This is a genomic window from Hyphomonas sp. KY3, from assembly GCF_017309975.1.
Taxonomy (GTDB): domain Bacteria; phylum Pseudomonadota; class Alphaproteobacteria; order Caulobacterales; family Hyphomonadaceae; genus Hyphomonas.
Map to the genome: position 1 here is coordinate 1697501 of NZ_CP022271.1, position 22104 is coordinate 1719604.

Sequence of the window (22104 nt, forward strand, 5' to 3'; positions counted from 1 at the left end):
GCCTGGAGTAAGTTTCATGGCACTTAAAGTTATAGGCTGCGCCTTGATCATGGCGTTGCCACTTCTGCCGGTCAGCGCGCAGACATCCGCTTGTGAAGCAGGCGAAGATCTCGAAATTGTGACGTCCTCTCAAGCCATGCGGGCTGCACTTGACGCCGACTTGCGACCCATCCTGGCGGACAAGGGTGTGGCCCTGGCCCGCACGGAACGGACGATTGCTGCACTTCGCCCAATGGATACGATCAGTCTCGAAACGGAAAATTTTCCAGGCATCGGTCTGGCGGGCGAGATCGACAATCTGGAAGTGACAGGGCGATTCTCAAGGACTTGGGAGCGCGGTGGCAAAAGAGAGGCGCGCGAAGCGGTGGCGCGCGCAGGGATAGCCGTTGCAGAAACTGAGCGGGAAATCATCGAGCACGATATCGCTCACGCGATTGAGACGCTGTATGTTGAAGCTGTCCTCCTGGAGCGCCGAGCCGATCTCGCCTGCAAGCGGGTCGCGAGTTCACGGTCTTTGAAGGAAATTGTTGATCGCCGCGTGGAAGCTGCCCGAGACCCACTTCTTGCGCAGGCGCGGTCAGTGACGGACCTCGCTAGGGCTGAGGCAGAAGCGCTTCAATACCACCGCCTCGCCGCCGAGCGGCGTATGACCATTGCCAGTATGTGGGGCAGGGCGGAGGATTTTGCGATCGAGCCTGGATTCATTGAGCGCCGCTTGAAATCAGGCCAGCTGGATATTCCAGGTGTGTACTCACCTGAATTCGAAAAACTGCAGGCGGAAGATCGCCGCCTTGCGGCTGAGACAGAACTTCGCAGGGCGGAAGCAGTGCCAGATGTGACTTGGAGTGCGGGTGTTCGGAAATTCGGATATCGAGAAGACATTGGCGTCATCGCCGGTGTCACCATCCCTCTGGGTACGCAGAGTCAGTCAGCTGCCAAAGCTGCCAAACACCGGGTTCAACAAGAACTCGTCGCTGTCCGCGAACGTGTGCTGCGCCAGCAATTGCTGCGTCAGGCAGTTAACTATCAGCGCGCGGCGCAAAATGCGCAGGCCAGCATACGAGATATAGACGACGTTTTACTTCCTGAAGCGATCCGCGCGCTTGATCTGGCCCAAGAGGGGTATGACCGCGGCGCATTTTCGTACCTCGAAATCATCGATGCGCAGCGAACACTTGCTGAACTGCGTGAACAGCGTCTCGGCCATATCGAGACCTTCATCCTGAACGAAGCTGCTCTTTCCCGCGTCACTGGCCGGGAAGACTGGCAGTCCATCGTGGAGACTGCACAATGAATCCTCGCATTCTTTATCCTGTTGCCGCTGCAGTAATTGCAGCGCTGATGACCCTCACCGGCTGCGGCAGCCAGAATTCAGCGCTAGGCGATGGCGACAATATTCATACTGGGGCCGGAGAATCTGAAACTGCGGAAGGGCCTCATGGAGGACGTCTGTTGGAAGAGGGGGATTTTGCGCTGGAAATGACGATTTTTGAGTCAGGTGTGCCGCCTGAGTATCGAATTTATCCTTTCCTTGCAGGTGAACCTGTTGATCCGTCCCGTGTCGCGCTGACAGTTCGCCTCGACCGACTTGGAGACGAGGAGGATATTTTCGAATTCTCTCCGGTTCAGGATTATCTGAAAGGCGACGGTGTCGTTACCGAACCGCATTCTTTCGAGGTCTTCGTCGACGCCCAACATCAGGGCACGTCTTACTCTTGGAGTTATGAATCCTTCGAGGGCCGCACCACGATTGCCGACGACACAGCTGTGTCCATGGGTGTCGAGACTGAAATTGCCGGTGCTGCGGTGATCAGGGACATAATTCCTCTCTCGGGCGTGACGGCCCTCTCGCCATCTGCGACCGCGGAGGTTCGGGCCCGCTACCCCGGTCCAGTCCAGTCGGTCAGCGTCGGCGTGAATGATATGGTTCGCAAGGGACAGACGCTGGCGCGCGTCGAAAGCTCCTCCAGTCTTCAGAGTTATTCGGTCACCGCGCCGGTATCGGGGACAATCCTTGAACGCAACACCAATGCGGGCGATGTCGCGGGCGATCAATCTCTCTTCACGATCGCTGACCTCAATCAGTTGGAGGCGCGTCTGCACGTCTTCCCTAAGGATGCAGGGAAAGTGAAAACAGGTCAGAGCGTCCGCATGGGTGTTGCTGGGTCTGACCTCGAGTTTGCGTCAGAGATCACCCGCTTTCTGCCGATATCGGGCGAAAATACGCAGACTCGTATCGCCGTAGCCCCCGTGCCGATCGAAGCGGAAATGACCCCTGGCATGCGGGTCATGGCGAGCGTTGTGACCGGAGAGTCTGAAGTGCCGCTCGCCGTGAGAGAATCCGGGCTGCAGAGCTTTCGTGACTTCACCGTGGTCTACGCAAAAGTGGGCGAGACCTACGAGGTCCGGATGCTCGACCTGGGAGAGAGCGATGGTGAATTTGTCGAAGTCCTTGGCGGGTTAGATCCCGGCACTGAATATGTCAGCGCCAATTCCTTCCTCATCAAAGCCGACATTGAAAAGTCCGGCGCCAGCCACGACCATTAGGAGACAGCCATGCTTGAGAGCATCATTCGATTCTCGATCAGCCAGCGCTGGTTGGTCCTTGCTGTTGTATTCGGACTTGCCGCACTCGGTATCTACAATTTCAACCGGCTTCCGATCGATGCCGTTCCTGACATCACAAATGTCCAGGTGCAGATCAACACGGAAGCCCCCGGCTATTCGCCTCTGGAAACCGAGCAACGCATCACGTTCCCGGTAGAGACCGCCATTTCGGGTCTTCCTGATCTTGACTATACACGGTCGGTTTCCCGCTACGGATTGAGTCAAGTGACGGTGATCTTCGATGATGGCACCGACATCTACCGCGCCAGACAACTGGTTTCAGAAAGAATCCAGTCGGTTCGAGCCACACTTCCGGAAGGCGTGTCGCCTGAACTCGGTCCTATCGCAACGGGGCTGGGCGAAATTTACATGTACATCCTTTCGGCTGAGCCGGGCGCACTCACTGAAGATGGCGCACGGTACACGGCGATGGATTTGCGCACGCTCAATGACTGGGTGGTCTTGCCTCAGCTGCGCACGGTCGAAGGCGTGACGGAAGTCAACACGATCGGCGGGTTCAAGAAGGAAATCCATATCCTGCCAGATCCGGCAGCCCTCGCCGGATTCGATCTGACGCTAGACGATATCATCGGCGCTGTGGAAGCGAATAATGCGAATACCGGCGCAGGCTATATTGAACGTCATGGTGAGCAGAACCTGATCCGGGTTCCCGGTCAGGCGAATTCGCTTGACGATCTTCGCAACATTACCGTGAAAGACACCGGCGCCTTCGGGATCCGGTTGTCAGATGTCGCAGAAATAGCCATCGGTGAAGAACTCCGGACTGGCGCTGCAACCCAGAACGGTGAGGAAGTTATTCTTGGTACCGCCTTCATGCTGGTCGGCGAAAACAGCCGCACAGTATCAGTCGCAGTTGACGAGCGGGTGGACGAAATCCGGCCTGGTCTGCCTGATGGCGTCCAGATCACGCCGGTCTATAATCGTACGACCCTGGTCGATGCGACGATCGCAACCGTCGAGAAGAATCTGGCTGAGGGTGCGTTACTGGTTATTCTCGTCCTGTTTCTCCTGCTCGGAAATATACGGGCAGCACTCATAACGGCGGCGGTCATTCCCGTGGCGATGCTGATGACTATCACGGGGATGGTCGAGAACAATGTGTCGGGCAATCTGATGAGTCTCGGCGCGCTCGATTTCGGCCTGATCGTTGATGGCGCTGTTATCATTGTCGAAAATTGCCTCCGGAGATTTGCGGAGAAGCAGGGGAGCCTAGGTCGCTTGCTGACCCGCGAAGAGCGATTTTCCCTGGCAGCCGAAGCGTCCGGTGAAGTGATCAAACCATCGATATTCGGCGTGATCATCATCACGGTGGTGTATTTTCCAATCTTTGCCCTGACGGGGATCGAAGGGAAGATGTTCCACCCGATGGCCTTCACTGTGGTTCTGGCGCTCACCTCGGCCCTGATCCTCTCGCTGACTTTCGTGCCAGCTGCCGTCGCGCTTATTGTCCGCGGCAAAGTCACGGAGAAGGAAAGCCGCCTGATGAGGGGGGCAAAGTGGCTTTACCGGCCGGCTCTTAGCTTCGCGCTACGTGTTCGATACGCTATTGTGATCGGAGCCGTTGCGCTCGTCGGCATCGGTGGCTGGGGGGCAACCAAGCTAGGTTCGGAGTTTATTCCAAACCTTGATGAAGGCGATATAGCCCTCCACGCTTTGCGCATTCCAGGCACAAGCCTGACTCAGGCGATTGAAATGCAGGAAATGCTCGAAGCGAGGATCGTGCAGGTCCCGGAGGTCGAACGCGTTTTTGCCAAGATCGGCACGCCTGAAATTGCGACCGATCCGGTGCCTCCGAGTGTGGCAGACACATTCGTGATCATGAAACCACGTAAGGAATGGCCGGACCCCAGAAAGCCAAAATCGCAACTTGTCTCCGAGCTACAGGCAGTGGTCGAACAGATACCTGGCAGCAAGTATGAGCTGACCCAGCCGATTGAAATGCGGTTCAATGAGCTGATTTCAGGGGTCCGCGCAGATGTCGCCGTGAAAATCTATGGCGATGATCTGGAAACACTGGAAGCGACAGCCGATCGGATTCAGGAGATCGTAACCGGCACGGCTGGCTCCGCCGATGTGCAGCGCGAACAAGTTACGGGCCTGCCTATCTTGTCAATTCGCCCTGACAGGGATGCGCTTGCAAGATACGGATTGAACGTGGGTGACATCCAGGCAGTTGCGGCAACGGCGCTGGGGGGGCAAGTCGCCGGACGTTTTTTCGAAGGCGACCGCCGCTTCGATATCGTTGTCAGATTCCCTGAATATTTGCGTACGGATGTTGTGGCGATTCAGCGTCTGCCTGTCCCTCTGCCGGAAGGCAGACGGTCCGGCGATGGCGTTATGTTCGTGCCTCTGTCTGAAGTAGCGAGCGTCGACATCGCCCCGGGCCCCAATCAGGTCAGTCGCGAGAACGGCAAGCGCAAGCTTGTTGTCACCTCAAATGTGAGAGGTCGGGATCTTGGCTCATTTATCACCGAACTGCAGGATCGCGTATCGGACGGCGCTGACCTCCCAGCCGGCTATTGGATCGAATATGGCGGAACGTATGAACAGCTTGTCTCTGCCAGTCAGCGCCTGTCGGTTGTGGTGCCCATCGCGCTGCTGATGATTTTCGGTCTGTTGCTGATGCTGTTCGGCACCCTGCGGGATGCCGCGATCGTCTTCTCGGGAGTCCCTCTCGCACTGACGGGAGGCGTGGCAGCGCTCGCCTTGCGCGACATGCCATTCTCGATATCCGCGGGCGTTGGATTTATCGCCCTCTCCGGCGTCGCCGTGCTCAATGGTGTGGTAATGCTCAGTTTCATTCGCCAGCGCCGCGAACGGGGAGAGGCTTTGGACGAGGCGATCTATGAAGGGGCTTTGCAACGGTTGAGGCCGGTGCTCATGACCGCGCTCGTTGCCAGTCTGGGCTTTATTCCGATGGCGTTCAATGTCGGGCTCGGCAGCGAGGTTCAACGACCTCTTGCGACAGTGGTGATCGGCGGAATTTTCTCCTCGACGCTTCTCACCTTGCTCGTTCTGCCAGCGCTCTACCGAATTGTTCATGGGGGAGAGAAAAGCTCACGACGTGAACCGTTGCTGGCGGACGAGCCGGTGCCAGCGGAATAGGAAGGGCCCTTCAGGCACACTTTCATGCTGGGTATTCTCACTGATCGTACCTATCGCCATCTTTTCCTTGCGCAGCTGGTTGCCCTGATTAGCACCGGGCTACTCACGGTCGCGCTCGGCTTGCTCGCTTTCGAGCTTGCAGGAAACGAGGCTGGGCAGGTGCTCGGCATCGCGCTTGCGATCAAGATGGTGGCCTATATCGCGATCGCTCCAGTCGTGGGGGCCTTCTCGTCCCGGCTCCCCCGCAAGACGTTTCTCGTGGCACTGGATATCGTACGGGCTGGCGTTGCGCTGTTCCTCCCATTCGTCACGGAGGTCTGGCAGATTTATGGATTGATCTTCGTCCTGCAATCGGCCTCAGCGGCCTTCACGCCGACTTTCCAGGCCTCGATCCCCGATATCCTGCCTGATCAGTAAGATTATACGAAAGCGCTCTCGCTCTCCCGTCTTGCGTACGACATGGAGAGCCTCACCAGTCCCCTGATCGCCGCCGCGTTCCTCACGGTGATCTCGTTCAACGGTCTGTTTGCAGGAACAGCAATTGGTTTCGTCGGCTCGGCGATCCTTGTACTAAGGTCGGGACTGGCCATCGGCCGCGCTGCAAAATTCCATAGCGGCGGGGTCTGGGCTCGCACCAGTCACGGCATGGTCATGTATCTGAAGACGCCTCGCCTTGTCGGATTGCTGGCGGTCACCCTCTCGGCCGCGGCGGCTGGATCTATGGTCACCGTCAACACCGTCGTCATCATTCGCGAGGAACTGGCGCTTTCCCAGGCCGCCTATGCGATTACGCTGGGCGCGTATGGCCTGGGCTCGATGCTCATTGCGCTGTCAGTCTCCAGTATTCTTCGAAAGCTAAGCGACCGGACGGCGTTGCTGGCCGCCTCGGCCTTTCTGACAGGCCTTCTGGCCGCACTTGCCGCGCTGACCCTCTTGATGGGAATTCAATGGCCGATCATTCTTGGCGGCTGGTTCTGTCTGGGGGCGGCCTATTCCTTGTGTGTGACTCCTGCCGGTCGACTGCTCAGGCGCTCATCTCATGCCGACAACCGCACCACAATTTTCGCGGCGCAATTCGCGCTCAGCCATGCGTGCTGGCTAATTGCCTATCCCCTGGCAGGCTGGCTAGGTGCGTCGCTTGGCCAGTCAGCAGCCTTTGCCGGTCTCTGCGCCCTTTCCCTCGCGGGACTGGTAATTGCGGCGCGCGTCTGGCCAAGGCGCGATGTTACGCAAATCGTTCACGCGCATCCAGACCTTCCTGCCGACCATCCGCACATACGCGACGGTCATCAGCCCGGCGAACCCGTCCATACTTTCGTGATCGACGATATCCATACTCAGTGGCCAAAGCCGACCTGAAAGGAAAGTATAGCTTTAAGTAGACAGCTTTTTACAGGGATCAGTTCACGGAATAGGTTGTGCTTCGCCCATCTCCAGATCGTCTGCACCGGGTCAATTTCCGAAATCATCGAACGCAATGCGGCTGTCCGGCACGTTCAGGGATTTTAACAAAGACAGAACCGCCGCCAGCATGGGTGGAGGACCGCATATATAAAAACTGCACGCGTCGAGATCGGGATGTGAGGTGATACACTGATCGCGAACCAATTCATGGATCAAGCCGCGCGGACCAGACCAGGTATCCGTTTCCGGTGCGTCTGACAGGGCCACATGCCAGGAGAAATTTGGATATGCTGCCACAAGCTCTTCCAAATCTTCCTGATAGGCTATGTGTTCCTGTGTTCTGGCCCCATACCAGAACGATATCCGCGAAGATGTGCGTTTTACCTTGAGCTGATCGAGGATCATGGATCGGATCGGCGCGATCCCCGCGCCGCCTCCAATGAAGATGATTTCATCGGCATCCTCATTGATATGAAAATCCCCAAACGGCCCACGCAGATGCAACGTATCACCGCTCTTCCGCGTCAGCAGGAATGCAGATCCGACTCCCACCGGAACGTCCATCATACCGATTTTGGGGAGCGCGAGGCGAATGCTCAACATGACCTTGTTCCCAAACTCGCCCGGGGCGTTTGCGAGGGAATAAGTCCGGAAGACCGGGACATTGGTGCCGAACGTCTTTGCGGCGCCCGACCTTTCCCACTGCGCCTTCACCTGATCAGGCAGGTCCAGCTCATCGAGACAGGATGTAAAAGGCGGAATTTCGACTTGAACATAGCTACCGGCCCGGAAGTCGAGCGGCGTGGGAAGCGACAGGCACAACTCGTACATGTCCGGCGTGATGAAGGTGGAAGAGACGACGACTGCTTTGATGTCAGTTGCGTCCAGCAGGCCATGCGGTAGCGTCACCGAAAGAGGGGAGGTGATCTGGTGCTGGCATGCCAGCCGGTATCCTTCCTCCAGCTCGGCGTCCGGTATTTGTCGGCGGTCAGCCGGGAAGATCGGGAGAGCCGGGCCAATCCTTACCCGGCAGAGGCCGCATGTACCACCGCCGCCGCAAGTGGAAGGAAGCGGGTAACCTTCAGTGCCCATCGCTGTGAAGAGTGACTGCATGGGTCGGGCGTCGACGGTCCGGATCGTGCCGCCTTCACTGTCAGAGAGGGCCAGGGCGAAGGTGTGCTTCCGTAAGCGCCATCTGCCGATGACATTGAAGTCGTTCCGTCTGAAACTGTCCCACCAGAGAGCAATCCCGCTGAAGCCGAGCCAAAGCACAACGAGCGCGGTCAGGATGATGAGCGGGTGATTGAAGCTGGATCGGCTGACATAGTCCATGATGTGGACCATCCAGAAGACGTCGAACGTTCTCCAATAATTGTTCCGCCTCTCGAGAATCTCGCCATTCGAAGCCGAAACATAAAGGCTCGTCTGCTCGGGGTCGGAGAAGTCGATCCGCCAGGCGGGTGGGGCGTGGTCGCGAATTTCCAGCGTGGACTCGGTGAGAAGACGGGTCCGACTGATCTCGCCCGGGCCGGAATAATCCTTGAGAGCGATGTCGCCGGCGAGCGCTTCGCTCACAATGATTGTGTTACCGGTCACCGCTTCGCCAAGTGTTGAGCCGTCCGGCGTGACCGTTTCGAAGACCGCGCGCCCATTGAGGTTTTTGAGACGGATCTCGCGGATATCGCCGCGGCCCAAGGCATCAGGCTGGCCGATCTCGGCACCGGCAAGCTCGCTGAGCGGGGTGGGGGCTGCGGGTGCGGCCATGCGTTGGTGGCCAACAACCTTGCTGTGAGGAAGAATGGCCATTCCGAGGCCACTCAGCATCCAGAGAGCAAGCTGAATGCCCAGGATCAATGCGATCCATTTATGGCCCTGTCGAATGATCGCCATCATGACAGGGACCCCCGGCGGCGCCTGAAGCTGAAAAAGAGCAGCCACATTCCAAGGACCGAGAGCACAAGGCCAAGGCCGGCCGAAATCCGTAGAAGGGTATTGTTCACGTCTGCGCGTTCTTCATAGTCCATGATGTGCAGCATCCAGGCGAAATCGAAGATACGCCAGTATGTGTGGCGTCTGGTAATCAGCGACCCGTCATCCGGTGAGACATAGAAGGCGGTTGATCCGGCATCGTCGAAATCCACGCGCCATAAAGGAAGTGGCCGGGACTGGATTTCTGTCGGCGCCTCTTCCGCATCCACCAATAGCCTGGCCGAGGCTATGTCGGCCGTCCGGGTATAGTGGTATCGCGCGACAGCGATTGCATCGTCTTGCGTGAGCGGAGAAATTTGGCGACCGGTTTCCGCATCCACAAGATGTGATCCGGCCGGAGATCTCACCCGGAAAACGGGTTGCCCAATCCAGCTCGCGAGGACAATTTCGCTGGCGTCCGGATAGTCATCGACCACGTCTTGGAATGTGACGCTTGGCTCATAATCTGCGCCAAGCGTCGCAGCCATGTTCTGAACGAGGTGGTCACCATGAATGAAATCAAGATTTATCACCACCATGTAAACGCCTGTCGCGAGCCAAAGCATGACTTGCGCGCCGATGATGAGCGACAGCCATTTGTGCCACTGGCGCACTCTGAATGCGATATTTTTACCCACGAATGACCGTCCTGAGCTAGGTGTAGTAGAGGGAGAAGGCGTGCTTCGCTTCGATCAACGCGCAAGAATGCCGGGCAGGTTGAGCTGTTTCTCACGGGCGCAATCAATCGCGTCGTCATACCCTGCATCTGCATGGCGCATGACCCCCGTTGCCGGGTCGTTCCAGAGTACTCGCCCAATCCGGCGGGCCGCATCTTCGGTTCCGTCCGCGACGATGACCATGCCAGCATGTTGAGAATAGCCCATGCCGACGCCGCCGCCATGATGCAGGCTGACCCAGGTCGCACCGGATGCCGTATTGAGAAGGGCATTGAGCAGCGGCCAGTCAGAGACGGCGCTTGAGCCGTCGCGCATCGCCTCGGTCTCGCGATTGGGGCTGGCCACTGACCCGCTGTCGAGATGATCGCGGCCGATGACCACCGGGGCCTTCAGTTCGCCATTGGCGACCATTTCATTGAAGGCCAGACCAAGGCGGTCACGGTCGCCGAGGCCGACCCAGCAGATGCGGGCAGGCAGACCCTGAAACGCGATGCGTTCGCGAGCCATATCCAACCATCGATGCAGGTTGTGGTCGTCAGGAAGCAGTTCCTTGACCTTCTGGTCTGTATTGTAGATGTCCTCCGGGTCGCCTGACAGGGCAACCCAGCGGAACGGACCGACCCCCCTGCAAAAGAGCGGCCGGATATAGGCCGGGACAAATCCGGGAAAATCGAACGCGTTCTCGAGGCCTTCATCGAAGGCGACCTGACGGATGTTGTTGCCATAGTCGAGTGTGGGCACGCCCTGATGCCAGAAGTCCAGCATCGCCTGAACCTGTACCTTCATCGATATGCATGCAGCCTGCTTCACTGCCTCTGGATCGGCGACCTGCTTTTGTTTCCACTCGGACAGCGACCATCCGGAAGGCAGGTAGCCATTGACCGGATCATGGGCGGACGTCTGGTCTGTGACAAGGTCCGGGCGGATGCCCCGCTTTACGAGTTCAGGAAAGATATCAGCTGCATTGCCGCACAAGCCCACGGACTTGGCCTCACCAGATTTGGTCCATGTCTCGATCAGCGCGAGGGCCTCATCCAGACTATCCGTCTTTTCGTCAAGATACTTGGTGCGCAACCGGAAATCTATGTGGTCGGGATCACATTCAACTGCGAGACAGCAAGCCCCCGCCATGACGGCCGCTAGTGGCTGGGCACCGCCCATGCCGCCGAGGCCGCCCGTCAGGATCCAGCGGCCTTTGAGGTTTCCATCATAATGTTGCCGGCCAGCTTCCACGAATGTCTCGTAGGTGCCCTGAACGATGCCCTGCGTGCCGATATATATCCATGACCCCGCTGTCATCTGACCGTACATCATGAGCCCTTTCTTATCGAGCTCATTGAAGTGTTCCCAGTTTGCCCACTTTGGAACGAGATTCGAGTTGGCGATGAGAACCCTGGGCGCGTCGCCATGTGTGCGGAAGACTCCAACCGGCTTTCCGGACTGGACGAGCAGGGTCTCATCCTCCTGTAGCGTCTTGAGCGTTTCCAGAATCTGATCGAAGTCCTTCCAGGTCCGCGCTGCGCGGCCAATGCCTCCGTATACAACAAGCTCGTCCGGGTTTTCTGCGACATTACGATCGAGATTGTTCTGTAGCATTCGGAAGGGCGCTTCAGTGGTCCAGGACCGGCAAGTCAGGTCCGACCCGGTCGGGCTGGCAATATCGCGTCGATTTTTCAGCGTCATGTCCAAGGTATTCTCCATTAAAGCGATGCCTGGGCCGTGTTGGAGACGGCGCTCAGGATTGACTGAAGCAGGGACCGAAACTTGTCGGCCCGGGGGATGGAATAGTCGAAAGGAGGGGTTTCGGAGGCAAGGTAGCAGCGCTGCGCGAGCTCCATCTGAATGGCGTGTACCCCCTCTGCCGGCCTGCCATACTGGCGCGTGGTCCAGCCCCCTTTGAAGCGGCCATTGACAACATGCGTGTAGTGAGACGTGCTGGCGCAAATGTCCGCGACAGCCCGGGTCAGGACGGGCGCGCAAGTGGTGCCATTATTGTCCCCGACATTCAGATCCGGAAGGCGATCGTCGAACAGGAACGGGATTTTCGACCGAATTGAATGGCAGTCATACAATACAGCGAAGCCATGCAGTGCCTTGATCCTTTCGATCTGCGCATCGAGCGCAGTGTGGTATGGACGGTGGTAGTCATTGATCCGGTCTGCGACCTCGTCATCCGTGGGCGCAGTCTGCCAGATGGATTGGCCGTCGAACGTGAAAGTCGGCACAAGACCTGTGCTGTTCTGACCGGGATACAGAGAGGCACCGTCAGGCGGACGATTGGCGTCTATCACATAGCGACTGAAATTCGCACGCACGATTGTGGCGTCGGCCAGAAGGCCGTCATACAATCGCGGAATGTGCCAGTCGGTGTCGAGCAGCCGACGACCTGTGTCATTCAGGGCCTGGAAAATTGGTTCGGGAACATAGGTCCCTGAATGCGGCTGGCCCAGAATGACGGGCCCCTGACCCTGAACAATTGTTACCGGAGTCATGGCGTCATCTCTATCGCTGTAACGCCTTGCTGGACGTCGCAGAGCGCATCGCCAGACAGGACAAGCGTCTTCATCGCCTCGATATCGGGGCTGATCATCCGCTCATCATCGAAGGGGGCTGCGTGATCGCGGATTGTTCGGATCGCATGCTGGAGGCTGGGGCTTGTCGCAAGCGGCGTGCGAAACTCAACGCCTTGTGCGCCGCATAGCGCTTCAATACCGAGTATCCCCGCCAGATTTTCGTTCATTTCAAGCAATCGGCGCGCCGCATGGCAGGCCATGGACACATGGTCTTCCTGATTGGCGGAGGTCGGTGTGGAGTCGACGGAACGGGGATTCGACAGCGCCTTGTTTTCGCTCATCAGGGCGGCTGATGTGACCTCCGCGATCATCAAGCCCGATTTGAGGCCGGGATCGAGCGCAAGAAATGCAGGAAGCCCAAAGCTGAGGCTGGGATCCACAAGCATGGCAATTCGGCGCTGGGCGATGCTGCCGATTTCCGCTATGGCGATGGCCGTCTGGTCCGCAGCAAGTGCCACGGGCTCTGCGTGGAAATTGCCGCCGGAAACGATGTCGCCATCAGACAGGACGAGCGGATTGTCCGTCGCGGCATTCGCCTCGATTTTCAGGGTAGCCGCGACCTGGCGGAGCTGGTCCAGGCAGGCGCCGATGACTTGGGGGGCACATCTCAGGCAATAAGGATCCTGAACGCGCTCATCGCCGGTCAGATGACTTTCGCGAATTTCTGAGCCGGCAAGAAGTTCGCGCAGCCGCCGCGCACTGTCGATCTGGCCGCGATGGCCGCGCAATTGATGGATCTCATCATGGAAGGGGGCGCTTGAACCCATGGCGGCATCGATTGAAAGCGCGGCAGTTGTCAGAGAACAGAGGGCCAGTCGCCAGGCGCCGAACAGGCCAGCGAGCGCGAGCGCGGTAGACGCCTGGGTGCCGTTGAGAAGCGCAAGACCTTCCTTGGCCTGAAGCTCGAAGGACGCGATGCCGGCCATTTGCAATGCCCGACCGGCTGGTATCCTTTCACCCTGATAAAAGACGTCGCCTTCCCCGATCAGGGCAGCGGCCATATGGGCGAGCGGCGCCAGATCACCCGATGCCCCGACAGACCCTTGTGCGGGGATAACCGGTATGATGCCCGCGCTGTAGACTTGCTGGATCCGGTCGACCAGTTCGACGCGAACGCCGGAGGCGCCTCGGGCAAGCGAAATACATTTCAGCGCCATCATCAGACGGACGATATTCGCCGGCAAAGGCTCGCCAATGCCGGCTGCGTGCGAGCGGACGAGATTCTTCTGCAACAGGGCCAGGCTGTCCCCATTGATCCTGACGGAAGCCAGCTTGCCAAAGCCTGTATTCACGCCGTAAATTGTCTCGCCCTCCCCGATCCGCCGGGAGAGCGTCCCCACAGAGTCGGCAATCCGGGGATAGGCGCCGGGATGAATCTGGAAATGGGTGGAGTGCCTGTAGAGGGACTCCAGATCATCGAGTGACACCTTGCCGGGCTCAAATTGAACCATCACATATAATTCCTGTTCGAGAGACGCATATGGAGCGGGCTGCGGCCGATCCAGTAGGAAAGGTCGGCGGGGTGCGCGACGTCCCAGACGGCCAATTCGGTCTTGGCCCCTTGCGTGATTTCACCATACATCCCTGCCAGTCCGAGCGCCTTTGCGGCGTTCCGGGTCGTGCCGGCCAGTGCCTCTTCAGGAGTCAGGGAGAATTGGATGCAGGCCATGTTCATCGCAGCAAGAAGCGAGGACAGGGGAGAGCTGCCTGGATTGCAGTCGGTCGCGATGGCTATGTCGACCCCATGCTTGCGAAGGGCGGCGATGGGCGGTAGCTTCGTTTCCCGGAGCGTATAGAAGGCGCCGGGCAGGAGGACAGCCACGGTTCCGGCGCGGGCAAATTCCGGAACATCCGTCTCTGACAGGAATTCGAGATGATCCGCCGAAAGGGCCGAATACCGCGCCGCCAGCAAGGCGCCTTTCAGATCTGAAATCTGTTCGGCATGCAGCTTCACAGGCAGTCCGAGTGAAGCTGCAGCCTGAAAGACGCGCTCGATCTGAGCCGGGGAAAAGCCGATTGCTTCACAAAACCCGTCTACCGCATCGACCAGGCCTTCCTCTGCGGCGCGGACCAGTCCCGGAATGGCAACCTCGTCGATATAATTATCAGGCCGGTCCTTGAAAGCTGAAGGGAGGGCATGCGCGGCCAGCCAGGTCGTGACGATTTTCACGGGCCGCAACGCTTCGAGCTTTCTGGCCACCCGGAGCATGCGAATCTCGTCTTCTATGGTGAGCCCGTATCCCGACTTCACTTCCACGACGGCAACCCCGTCGCTGATCAGGTCATCAAGGCGTCGCAGGGATGCGGACACCAGTGCCTCAAAGCTGGCAGTGCGGGTCGATTCGACCGTGGAGTTTATGCCGCCGCCGCTTCTGGCAATCTCTTCATAGCTCACCCCCTGAAGACGCTGTTCGAATTCCTTCGCGCGATTGCCGCCGAAGACCAGATGCGTGTGACAATCAATAAGCGCAGGCGTCACGAGTCGGCCCTGCAAGGATTGCTCTGCCATTTCGTTTCGTTTGCCTGGGACCGCGCCAGAGCGGCCGACCCATTCGATCAGGCCGTCGCGTTGGAGAATCGCGGCATCCTCGATCAGTCCGTAACTCGGCCGACCGGATTCCATAGTGGCAACAGTGCAATCGGTGAACAGGGTGGGTCGTGTCATCGCTCTTGTCTTATGGCAGCAACATATTTATATGTACACACATAATAAAAGGGCGTGCAAGACAAGATGACCATCGAAATTTCCGCCAGTCAGATGCTGTCCGCCAGAGGGTGGCTGCATGATGCCAAGATCAGTATCGACGCCGAAGGATATGTGGTCGACATTGGGCCAAATGATGGTCCGTGCGACCATTCCGTGGGCGTTCTTTTGCCAGCCATGGGCAACGTTCACAGTCACAGTTTCCAGAGGGCCATGGCCGGGCTGGCTGAGCGTTGCGGACCGACAGCAATCGATGATTTCTGGACCTGGCGTCAGGTCATGTACCGGTTTCTGGAGCTTCTTTCTCCTGATGACATCGAAGTCATCGCGGCTCAAGTCCAGATGGAAATGATGGAGGCGGGTTATGCGGCGCAGGCAGAATTCCATTATCTTCATCATGCGCCCGGCGGCAAGATTTACGACCAACTCGACGAGACGTCCCTGAGGCATTTCAAGGCCGCCGAACTCACCGGCATCGGCTATACTCATCTTCCGGTTCTTTATATGCAGGGCGGGCTTGATGGGCGCCCGCTGGAGGGGGGGCAAACACGGTTTGGCTGCGATCTCCAGCAATTTTCGGACCTTTATGAATCTCTCGCGGCGCGGCTCGGGGGCATGCCGGACGACTTCAAACTCGGTGTGGCGCCGCATTCGCTACGTGCCGTGTCATCAGAAGGCATGGAGTTGGCGCTCAGCCTCTCCCCGAACGGGCCAATCCATATACATGCCGCAGAACAGATCGGCGAGGTGAGGGAAGTGGTCGAAATTCTGGGCTCCCGACCCGTGCGCTGGCTTCTCGATCATATGCCCGTCGATGCGCGCTGGTGCCTGATCCATGCCACACAGATGGAGCCGGAGGAGACGCTGGCTCTGGCCAGGTCCGGGGCGGTGGCTGGGATTTGCCCGATTACCGAGGCCAATCTCGGGGACGGAATCTTTGATGGGCATCGCTTTCTGGGCGCGGGTGGAATGATTGGGATTGGTTCGGATTCGAATGTCAGGATTGGTCTCACCGAGGAGCTTCGGATGCTCGAGGTCTCGCAGAGGCTTCGGGATGGTAAGCGATCGATTCTCACAGATGACCAGACATTGTCGAATGGACGGTATCTGTACGAACGCGCCGCGCGAGGATCGGCGCGCGCCCTCGGGCGGAATGCGGGGCGGATTGAAGTCGGCGCCCTGGCAGATTTTATCGCGCTCGACCTCAATTCACCTGTCCTGGGTGCCTTGCGGGAGGACGCAATCCTTGACGCATGGATTTTTGCGGGCACGGATGACATTGTTACTCATGTCTGGTCGGCGGGGCGGCATATGGTCAGGGACGGGGCTCATGTGAACCGCCACGAGATACAGGCGGCATATTCCGAGCTGAATGTCCGATTGAGGGGGAGACTATGACCAAGATGACGCACCAAATCATTCGCCAATCCATTCTCGAGCGGATTCAGAAGGGGGAGTGGGGGCTCGGGGATCTGATCCCGGGCGAGGCGTCCCTCGCCGAAGAATACGGGTGTGCCCGCACAACGATCAATCGCGCGCTGCAGGGGCTCGCAGATGAAGGTCTTGTCGTTCGCAAGCGGAAAGGAGGAACGCGGGTCTGCAACATGCCTGTCCGACAAGCTAGGTTCGACATTCCAATCGTGCGTGAGCAGGTGGAAGCATTTGGAGGGCATTATCGCCATCAGGTCCTGCGCAAGGTCGAAAAAGTACCGCCCTTGTCAGTTCGTACGCGGCTTGGCTTGGAAAAGGGAACCAAGGCGTTACAGTTGGACACGGTGCATCTGGCCGATGGCCGACCGTTTGCGTATGAAGCGCGCTGGGTCAATCTGAAAGTTGTGCCCCAGATGAGGAGCGCGCCTTTCGACGAGGTCAGCGCAAATGAGTGGCTGGTTCAGACCGTTCCGTTTTCCAGTGGCGATGTGTCGTTCAGTGCCGTCGCGGCTGGCAAGGATGTCGCAAGCGCGCTGGAGTGCAAGGAGGGGGATGCGCTGTTTGTCATCGACCGTACCACGTCGCTCGCGGGGGAATTTGTCACGACGATGAAGCTTTTCTATCGCGAAGGGTATCAATTGTATTCGCGTCTTTAACGCTGGTAGGCCCGGCATCGGGGAACGGGGCATGCTCTGACCGGTTTTGTTGCAGGAAATGATCAGAATCCCGGCATCTGCACGCGCGACGATCCTGCCTGGGCATAGCGAGGGCGGCGAGTCGGCATGTGACCATTGCGGGTTTGTCGAGACCTCTCTAGGCTGACGCCAAATCGAATGAACATTCCAGGCCAGAAGGACCCCTCAATGTCGGTGCGTACCCGCAAAATTGCCCTAGGCCCTCTTGAGATCTCCATTCTGCAATATCTCTGGAAGCGCGGACCGGCCGAGGTCAAGACGGTTCACCATGATCTGGGGCGCAAGGGCGGGCAGTCCTGCAACACATTCCAGTCGGCGATGGACCGTCTCTTCAAAAAGGGATTGTTGTCGCGTCACAAGGTCAGCCATGCTTTCCTCTACGAGGCGTCCGTAAGCCAGTCTCAAGTCGTCACCCGTGTGATGGATGATGTTCTGAAGACGTTGTCCGAGAATTCCCGCGATGACTATCTGCTGGCATTTCTCGACCATGCGGCAGAGTCCGACAGTGCTGCGCTTGATACGCTCGAACGTCTGATCAAGGAGAAACGACAGGAGCAGAACGACGCAAGGCGAGGAGAAGATGATGGGTAATGCCGCCTTCCTGACCAATCTCGGAATCGCATTTTTTGCGGCCTTGCTTGCCGCGCTCATCATCGGTGCCGTCCAAAGCGCCGTATGGCCCCGGTTTCACCGGCATCTTTCTCAACTCAGTCCCCGACAATATGGGCGCGCGATCTTCGGCTATGCGTCGGTTCCCTTCGTGGTCAGCCTGGCCTTGTTTGTCTCTTGCGCGGCAGTGCCGACATCTGCCGGGTTCAACAGTATGCCCACGCATTGTCATTTCGAAATGATGGTGACCTCTTGCCGCCCACATGAACCTATGTTGCTGACGCGGCTCGCTGTTCTCGGTTTTCTGGCCGTGCTGGCGCTTCTTACGATGCCCATTGTCCTTATTTTTGTGCACCGCATGCGCCTGCATGGCCGAGTCATTCGAGATCTGGAAACCTGGAGCCGGTATGATCCGGAACTGGGAGCCTGGGTTGTCAAATCCCGGACCATTTCCGCATTTTGCGTTGGCATAGTACGGCGGCGGATTTTCGTAAGCGAAGGCTTGCTCGCAAGCATTGTTCCCGAGCAGGCCCGGATTGTCCTTGATCATGAACGCGCTCATGCGCGGCGCGCGGATGCCCTATCGCTGTTCGCGCTTCAGGTCCTGACCTTACCATTCTTTCCCAGTGCAAGGCGCGGTCTGGCCGACGAATTTCTGATTGCGGTTGAATATGAATGTGATCGATATGCCGCCAGCCAATGCGGTGATCGATTGGCGGTGGCAGAGGCCCTCATAACGCTGGGCCGGTTGCGGCAGCAAAAGCGCTCATGCGAGCCAGAAACGGCATCCTTGAGTGTTTTTTCCGTGCTTGGGCAATCCCTGGAGCGTCGGATCAGTTGGTTGGTTCAGTCCCCTTTACCGATGCGTGATAGTGGGGCTGTGCTTGTTGAGCGGCTTGTTTGCTATGCTGTCATCGTGTCCTTCATTGTTGCAGAACCTGTTCATCATGGTCTCGAACAGGTCTTGATGCTCGCGTTTAACTGATAAATTCAAGGCGCAGCCGAGTTTTTGAGGCAGAATTTCAGGATTCCATTATCGACCCCTTGAAATAAGGCGGCAAGGCCCGGCCGCATGCTTTCAGCGTAAGTCTTCATAAGTTGGCAGACAGCGCCCAAAACTTGTTATGTGCACGCATAATGGTAATTGCTCGGTCAAAAAAATGTTGACGCTGCTATTTTTGACAATAACAATACAGTTCTTCGAAAGGCTTCTTGTGAAGTTTTGGAAGTGGTGTTGGTGCGGGAGTGAGGCCATCCATCAAGCTTGTTGGTGGCTTACAGACTGAATACAGCGGATTTCTGCACGCTATCCGAGGGGGAGTGCCAGTTGAGTCGATTAAATTCATCAGGGGACTGTAGAGTCAGTCCAGATGCGTTCGGGTGTCGAGGTTTATCTGCGCCTGCAATTTACGCAAAAAACCGATCATGCGTCGGTTTTTTGTTCGAGGTTGATCAAATCCTTGGCGGTGGCGCCGAAGATCAATGGCATGCCTCGGATTTAGTCTAACTGTCATTGGTCCCGAGACTGCTCGGGTAGCAATGTATGCAACCATAGGAGTGGTGAAATGAAAGTGAATGGTTCGGGGAGTGCCAGGGGGTTTGCAAATAAACTCATGGTGACAACAGCAATGACTTTGGGCGTCTCGTTCATCGTTGCGGCGGCCGCGTCCGGGCAGGAGGTCGACACGGTCCCTGCCAGCCAGGAGGAGGTCGCGACCCAGGAAAAAGTTGTGGTAACGGGAAGCCGTATTCAACGCAGTGATCTGACGAGTGTGGGGCCGCTGGCTGTTCTTGATGAGCAGGAAATATACGCAACTGGTATCACAAATGTGGAAGAGCTTCTGCAGACTCAGTCGTTTTCGGCGGGTTTTGCCGGCAATGCCAATGCTGCCTACTGGGTGTCGGGAGGCTGGGGAACGGCGCAGGTCAATCTGCGCGGTCTCGGTCCTAACCGGACGCTCGTATTGCTGAATGGCCGACGGGTTGTCGCGGGTGGTTCAGGGGCAAACAGCTCTGTAGACCTGAACATGATCCCCGTGTCGCTCCTCGAACGGGTGGAAGTCCTCAAGGACGGCGCATCGGCAGTCTATGGCGCGGATGCTGTGTCCGGCGTTGTCAACCTGATCACGAAAGATGAATTTGACGGGTTCAGACTCGATACCAAGTTCGGCATTTCGGATGAGGGGGACGCTGAAGAATATCTGGTCGACATGACCTGGGGCGTCACCAATGATCGCGGCAGCCTGATGTTCAATGCGAGTTATCAGAACAATCTTGCCGCGCCCCTGGATGTGCGAGCGCCCTGTGCGTTGGCCGACCTGGATGGGGACGGGGATCTCGAATGCACCTCAGGAAGTTCGAGCACGGCGGGTGGCCGCGCCGTATTGCCGAATGGCGATCAGATCAATTTCATTGGTGGCGACGCCTATGAGCCTTTCAGCCTTGCCGCGCATGGGTTTAATTCCAATCCCTTCTTCAATGCGTCGAATCCTGTCGAACGCGTCAGCTTTGCGGCCATCGGAAAGTATGACCTCAATGATTCGACGCGCTTCTTCAGTGAAGCTTTGTTCAACTGGCGAACGTCGAACCAGCCAGGATCTCCTGCAACCTTGAGCAATATTTCGTTTGATGCATCGCATCCGACAAATCCGACCGGTGAAGACATCATTCTCCTGCGGCGCCGGACCGCCGAATTCGGTTCCAGACAGTTCGAGCAGGATGTTTCGACCTGGAGACTCGTCGCCGGTGTCGAAGGCGATTTATGGGATGGCTGGAATTACGATCTGTCTCTCAACTGGGGCCGAAACACTGCTGTTGATGCGTTGAAGAACAATATCAATACGCGCCGCCTGGCCGAGACGCTGGATCCCACGCTGTGTGGAATGAATGGAATTCCTTGTGCGGATATTCTGGGTGAGGGCGACCTGACTTCAGAAGTGGGAGATTATATCCTGATCAATCAGCGCGACACTGGCGGGAATGAGCAGATCAGCTTCACCGGCAATATCTCGGGCGCGCTGTTTGACCTGCCTGCCGGACCTGTGGGTTTCGCTGCGGGGTTCGAGTATCGTGAAGACAAGGGCTGGCTTGAGCCAGATTCCCTGCTGGTCGCGGGGGATGCGCTCGGCAATGCGCAGGATCCGGTCAGCGGCTCGATCGAAGCCCAGGAGCTCTATGCAGAGGTCAATGTGCCGCTGGTGCGCGACCTTCCACTCGCCCAAGCGGTAGATCTTGATCTGGCTGTGCGATATTCCGATTACGATCTGTTCGGTTCGGATGAAAACTACAAGGTCGGACTAAACTGGCAATTGGTGCAGGACTTCAAACTCCGCGGCACCTATTCAACTGCCTTTCGGGTTCCAAGCGTCACGGAACTGTTTTCCGGCGTGAGCGAAGGTCAGATCCCGACAGCCGACCCCTGTTCCAACTGGGCGACAATGGATCCGTCCAGTGCGGTTTATCAGAACTGTCAAGCTGCCGGCGTGCCGGTAGGCTACACCCAACTCGGGTCAGCCATTCTGACCGATCAGGGGGGCAACCCGAACCTTGAACCGGAGGACGCTGCCACATTCACAGTTGGTGCTGTATACCAGCCAAGTTTCGTCCCTGGACTGTCCATCACGCTCGATTATTTCGACATCGACATTCAGGATGCCATTCGGCAGACATCCGGATCCACGAAACTCGCCTCCTGCTACACATCAGTCGGCCTGTCCCATCCATTCTGCGGACCCACGCACCATACGCGTAATGCCCTGACCGGAGACATCGACTTCCTGTCTGCGCAGAGCGCCAATACCGGTGACGAAGTCATGCAGGGCATCGATATCAGCGCCAGCTATGATTTCGCGACTGGCAACATCAAGCACTCCGTGGAAGTTCAAGCCACACATCTGATGAAGTACGAAGTTACCGCATTTGATGGGGACACGCCCTTTGTTTATGATGGCGGTGTAGGCTGTTGTGATGGTGGCTATCCATCCTGGCGTGCGACCGGGTCCTGGTCGGCCAGTTCCGGCCCATGGCATGGAACCTATAATGCGCAGCTGATTGGTTCAGCAACGGACTATTATGGTGCGCCCGGAGCCATCGGTACTGATATTGATGCTGTTCTCTACCACAATGTCCAAGGTGGATACCAGCTTACAGAAAACCTGAAATTGAGCGCTGGTGTTGACAATCTGTTCGACAAGAAGGCCCCCTACGTCAGATCTTGGTCGGACGGAAATACCGATACCATGACCTATTCCTTGCTCGGGCGATATTTCTACGCGCGTGCAACCTGGGTCCTGGACTAAGTGCTCAGGCAG

14 protein-coding genes and 1 pseudogene are annotated in these 22104 nt (G+C 57.6%); 9 read left to right on the forward strand and 6 right to left on the reverse strand.

Annotated elements, in window-relative coordinates:
• Positions 1 to 16: 16 nt before the first annotated feature.
• From CFA77_RS08470 to CFA77_RS08485, 4 genes and pseudogenes are all read left to right on the forward strand, one after another.
• On the forward strand, positions 17 to 1294 hold the full coding sequence (locus CFA77_RS08470; RefSeq protein WP_206993077.1) for a TolC family protein: 1278 nt from the start codon (positions 17 to 19) through the stop codon (positions 1292 to 1294).
• A complete protein-coding gene (locus CFA77_RS08475; RefSeq protein ID WP_206993078.1) occupies positions 1291 to 2547 on the forward strand; it encodes an efflux RND transporter periplasmic adaptor subunit in 1257 nt (418 codons plus the stop codon). The genes CFA77_RS08470 and CFA77_RS08475 overlap by 4 nt, the downstream gene beginning before the upstream one ends.
• A gap of 9 nt (positions 2548 to 2556) precedes the next feature.
• Positions 2557 to 5733 (forward strand): efflux RND transporter permease subunit, encoded by a 3177-nt coding sequence (locus CFA77_RS08480; protein WP_206993079.1) that lies wholly within the window; start codon positions 2557 to 2559, stop codon positions 5731 to 5733.
• A gap of 24 nt (positions 5734 to 5757) precedes the next feature.
• A pseudogene (locus CFA77_RS08485) lies at positions 5758 to 7092 on the forward strand (MFS transporter).
• A gap of 93 nt (positions 7093 to 7185) precedes the next feature.
• Here CFA77_RS08485 and nqrF read toward each other — a convergent pair.
• Genes nqrF through hutI form a run of 6 tightly spaced genes read right to left on the reverse strand, consistent with a single transcriptional unit; the run spans position 7186 to position 15020 of the window.
• Positions 7186 to 9030, reverse strand: coding sequence for an NADH:ubiquinone reductase (Na(+)-transporting) subunit F (gene nqrF, locus CFA77_RS08490; RefSeq protein ID WP_206993080.1), 1845 nt, complete (start codon positions 9028 to 9030; stop codon positions 7186 to 7188).
• The gene (locus CFA77_RS08495) at positions 9027 to 9743 is read right to left on the reverse strand and encodes a PepSY domain-containing protein (protein ID WP_206993081.1); all 717 of its coding nucleotides are present in this window, start codon (positions 9741 to 9743) and stop codon (positions 9027 to 9029) included. The genes nqrF and CFA77_RS08495 overlap by 4 nt, the downstream gene beginning before the upstream one ends.
• Positions 9744 to 9797: 54 nt before the next feature.
• The gene (hutU, locus tag CFA77_RS08500) at positions 9798 to 11465 is read right to left on the reverse strand and encodes a urocanate hydratase (protein WP_206993204.1); all 1668 of its coding nucleotides are present in this window, start codon (positions 11463 to 11465) and stop codon (positions 9798 to 9800) included.
• 17 nt (positions 11466 to 11482) lie between these two features.
• A complete protein-coding gene (hutG, locus tag CFA77_RS08505) occupies positions 11483 to 12274 on the reverse strand; it encodes an N-formylglutamate deformylase (RefSeq protein WP_206993082.1) in 792 nt (263 codons plus the stop codon).
• Positions 12271 to 13806, reverse strand: a complete 1536-nt coding sequence (gene hutH / locus CFA77_RS08510; RefSeq protein WP_206993083.1) for a histidine ammonia-lyase — start codon at positions 13804 to 13806, stop codon at positions 12271 to 12273. The genes hutG and hutH overlap by 4 nt, the downstream gene beginning before the upstream one ends.
• Positions 13806 to 15020 carry an imidazolonepropionase gene (gene hutI, locus CFA77_RS08515; protein WP_206993084.1) on the reverse strand — a complete coding sequence of 405 codons (1215 nt, stop codon included), beginning with the start codon at positions 15018 to 15020 and terminating at the stop codon, positions 13806 to 13808. The genes hutH and hutI overlap by 1 nt, the downstream gene beginning before the upstream one ends.
• A gap of 66 nt (positions 15021 to 15086) precedes the next feature.
• Here hutI and CFA77_RS08520 point away from each other — a divergent pair, with 66 nt between their 5' ends.
• The 5 genes from CFA77_RS08520 to CFA77_RS08540 all read left to right on the forward strand — a co-directional run bounded on the left by CFA77_RS08520 (position 15087) and on the right by CFA77_RS08540 (position 22092).
• Positions 15087 to 16457 (forward strand): formimidoylglutamate deiminase, encoded by a 1371-nt coding sequence (locus CFA77_RS08520; protein ID WP_206993085.1) that lies wholly within the window; start codon positions 15087 to 15089, stop codon positions 16455 to 16457.
• On the forward strand, positions 16454 to 17146 hold the full coding sequence (locus CFA77_RS08525; RefSeq protein WP_206993086.1) for a GntR family transcriptional regulator: 693 nt from the start codon (positions 16454 to 16456) through the stop codon (positions 17144 to 17146). Before CFA77_RS08520 ends, CFA77_RS08525 begins: the two co-directional genes overlap by 4 nt.
• Positions 17147 to 17353: 207 nt before the next feature.
• Positions 17354 to 17776, forward strand: a complete 423-nt coding sequence (locus CFA77_RS08530; RefSeq protein ID WP_206993087.1) for a BlaI/MecI/CopY family transcriptional regulator — start codon at positions 17354 to 17356, stop codon at positions 17774 to 17776.
• The gene (locus CFA77_RS08535) at positions 17766 to 18779 is read left to right on the forward strand and encodes a M56 family metallopeptidase (RefSeq protein WP_206993088.1); all 1014 of its coding nucleotides are present in this window, start codon (positions 17766 to 17768) and stop codon (positions 18777 to 18779) included. Before CFA77_RS08530 ends, CFA77_RS08535 begins: the two co-directional genes overlap by 11 nt.
• Before the next feature lie 628 nt (positions 18780 to 19407).
• The gene (locus CFA77_RS08540) at positions 19408 to 22092 is read left to right on the forward strand and encodes a TonB-dependent receptor (RefSeq protein WP_206993089.1); all 2685 of its coding nucleotides are present in this window, start codon (positions 19408 to 19410) and stop codon (positions 22090 to 22092) included.
• Positions 22093 to 22104 lie beyond the last annotated feature (12 nt).

Excerpts from the sequence above, each read along its gene's own strand:
- CFA77_RS08470 (WP_206993077.1), top strand. The coding sequence starts at position 17 with ATGGCACTTAAAGTTATAGGCTGCGCCTTGATCATGGCGTTGCCACTT.
- nqrF (WP_206993080.1), bottom strand. The coding sequence starts at position 9,030 with ATGATGGCGATCATTCGACAGGGCCATAAATGGATCGCATTGATCCTG.
- hutI (WP_206993084.1), bottom strand. The coding sequence starts at position 15,020 with ATGACACGACCCACCCTGTTCACCGATTGCACTGTTGCCACTATGGAA.
- CFA77_RS08480 (WP_206993079.1), top strand. The coding sequence starts at position 2,557 with ATGCTTGAGAGCATCATTCGATTCTCGATCAGCCAGCGCTGGTTGGTC.
- CFA77_RS08540 (WP_206993089.1), top strand. The coding sequence starts at position 19,408 with ATGGTGACAACAGCAATGACTTTGGGCGTCTCGTTCATCGTTGCGGCG.
- CFA77_RS08525 (WP_206993086.1), top strand. The coding sequence starts at position 16,454 with ATGACCAAGATGACGCACCAAATCATTCGCCAATCCATTCTCGAGCGG.
- CFA77_RS08535 (WP_206993088.1), top strand. The coding sequence starts at position 17,766 with ATGATGGGTAATGCCGCCTTCCTGACCAATCTCGGAATCGCATTTTTT.
- CFA77_RS08475 (WP_206993078.1), top strand. The coding sequence starts at position 1,291 with ATGAATCCTCGCATTCTTTATCCTGTTGCCGCTGCAGTAATTGCAGCG.
- CFA77_RS08530 (WP_206993087.1), top strand. The coding sequence starts at position 17,354 with ATGTCGGTGCGTACCCGCAAAATTGCCCTAGGCCCTCTTGAGATCTCC.
- hutG (WP_206993082.1), bottom strand. The coding sequence starts at position 12,274 with ATGACTCCGGTAACAATTGTTCAGGGTCAGGGGCCCGTCATTCTGGGC.
- CFA77_RS08520 (WP_206993085.1), top strand. The coding sequence starts at position 15,087 with ATGACCATCGAAATTTCCGCCAGTCAGATGCTGTCCGCCAGAGGGTGG.
- hutU (WP_206993204.1), bottom strand. The coding sequence starts at position 11,465 with ATGACGCTGAAAAATCGACGCGATATTGCCAGCCCGACCGGGTCGGAC.
- hutH (WP_206993083.1), bottom strand. The coding sequence starts at position 13,806 with ATGGTTCAATTTGAGCCCGGCAAGGTGTCACTCGATGATCTGGAGTCC.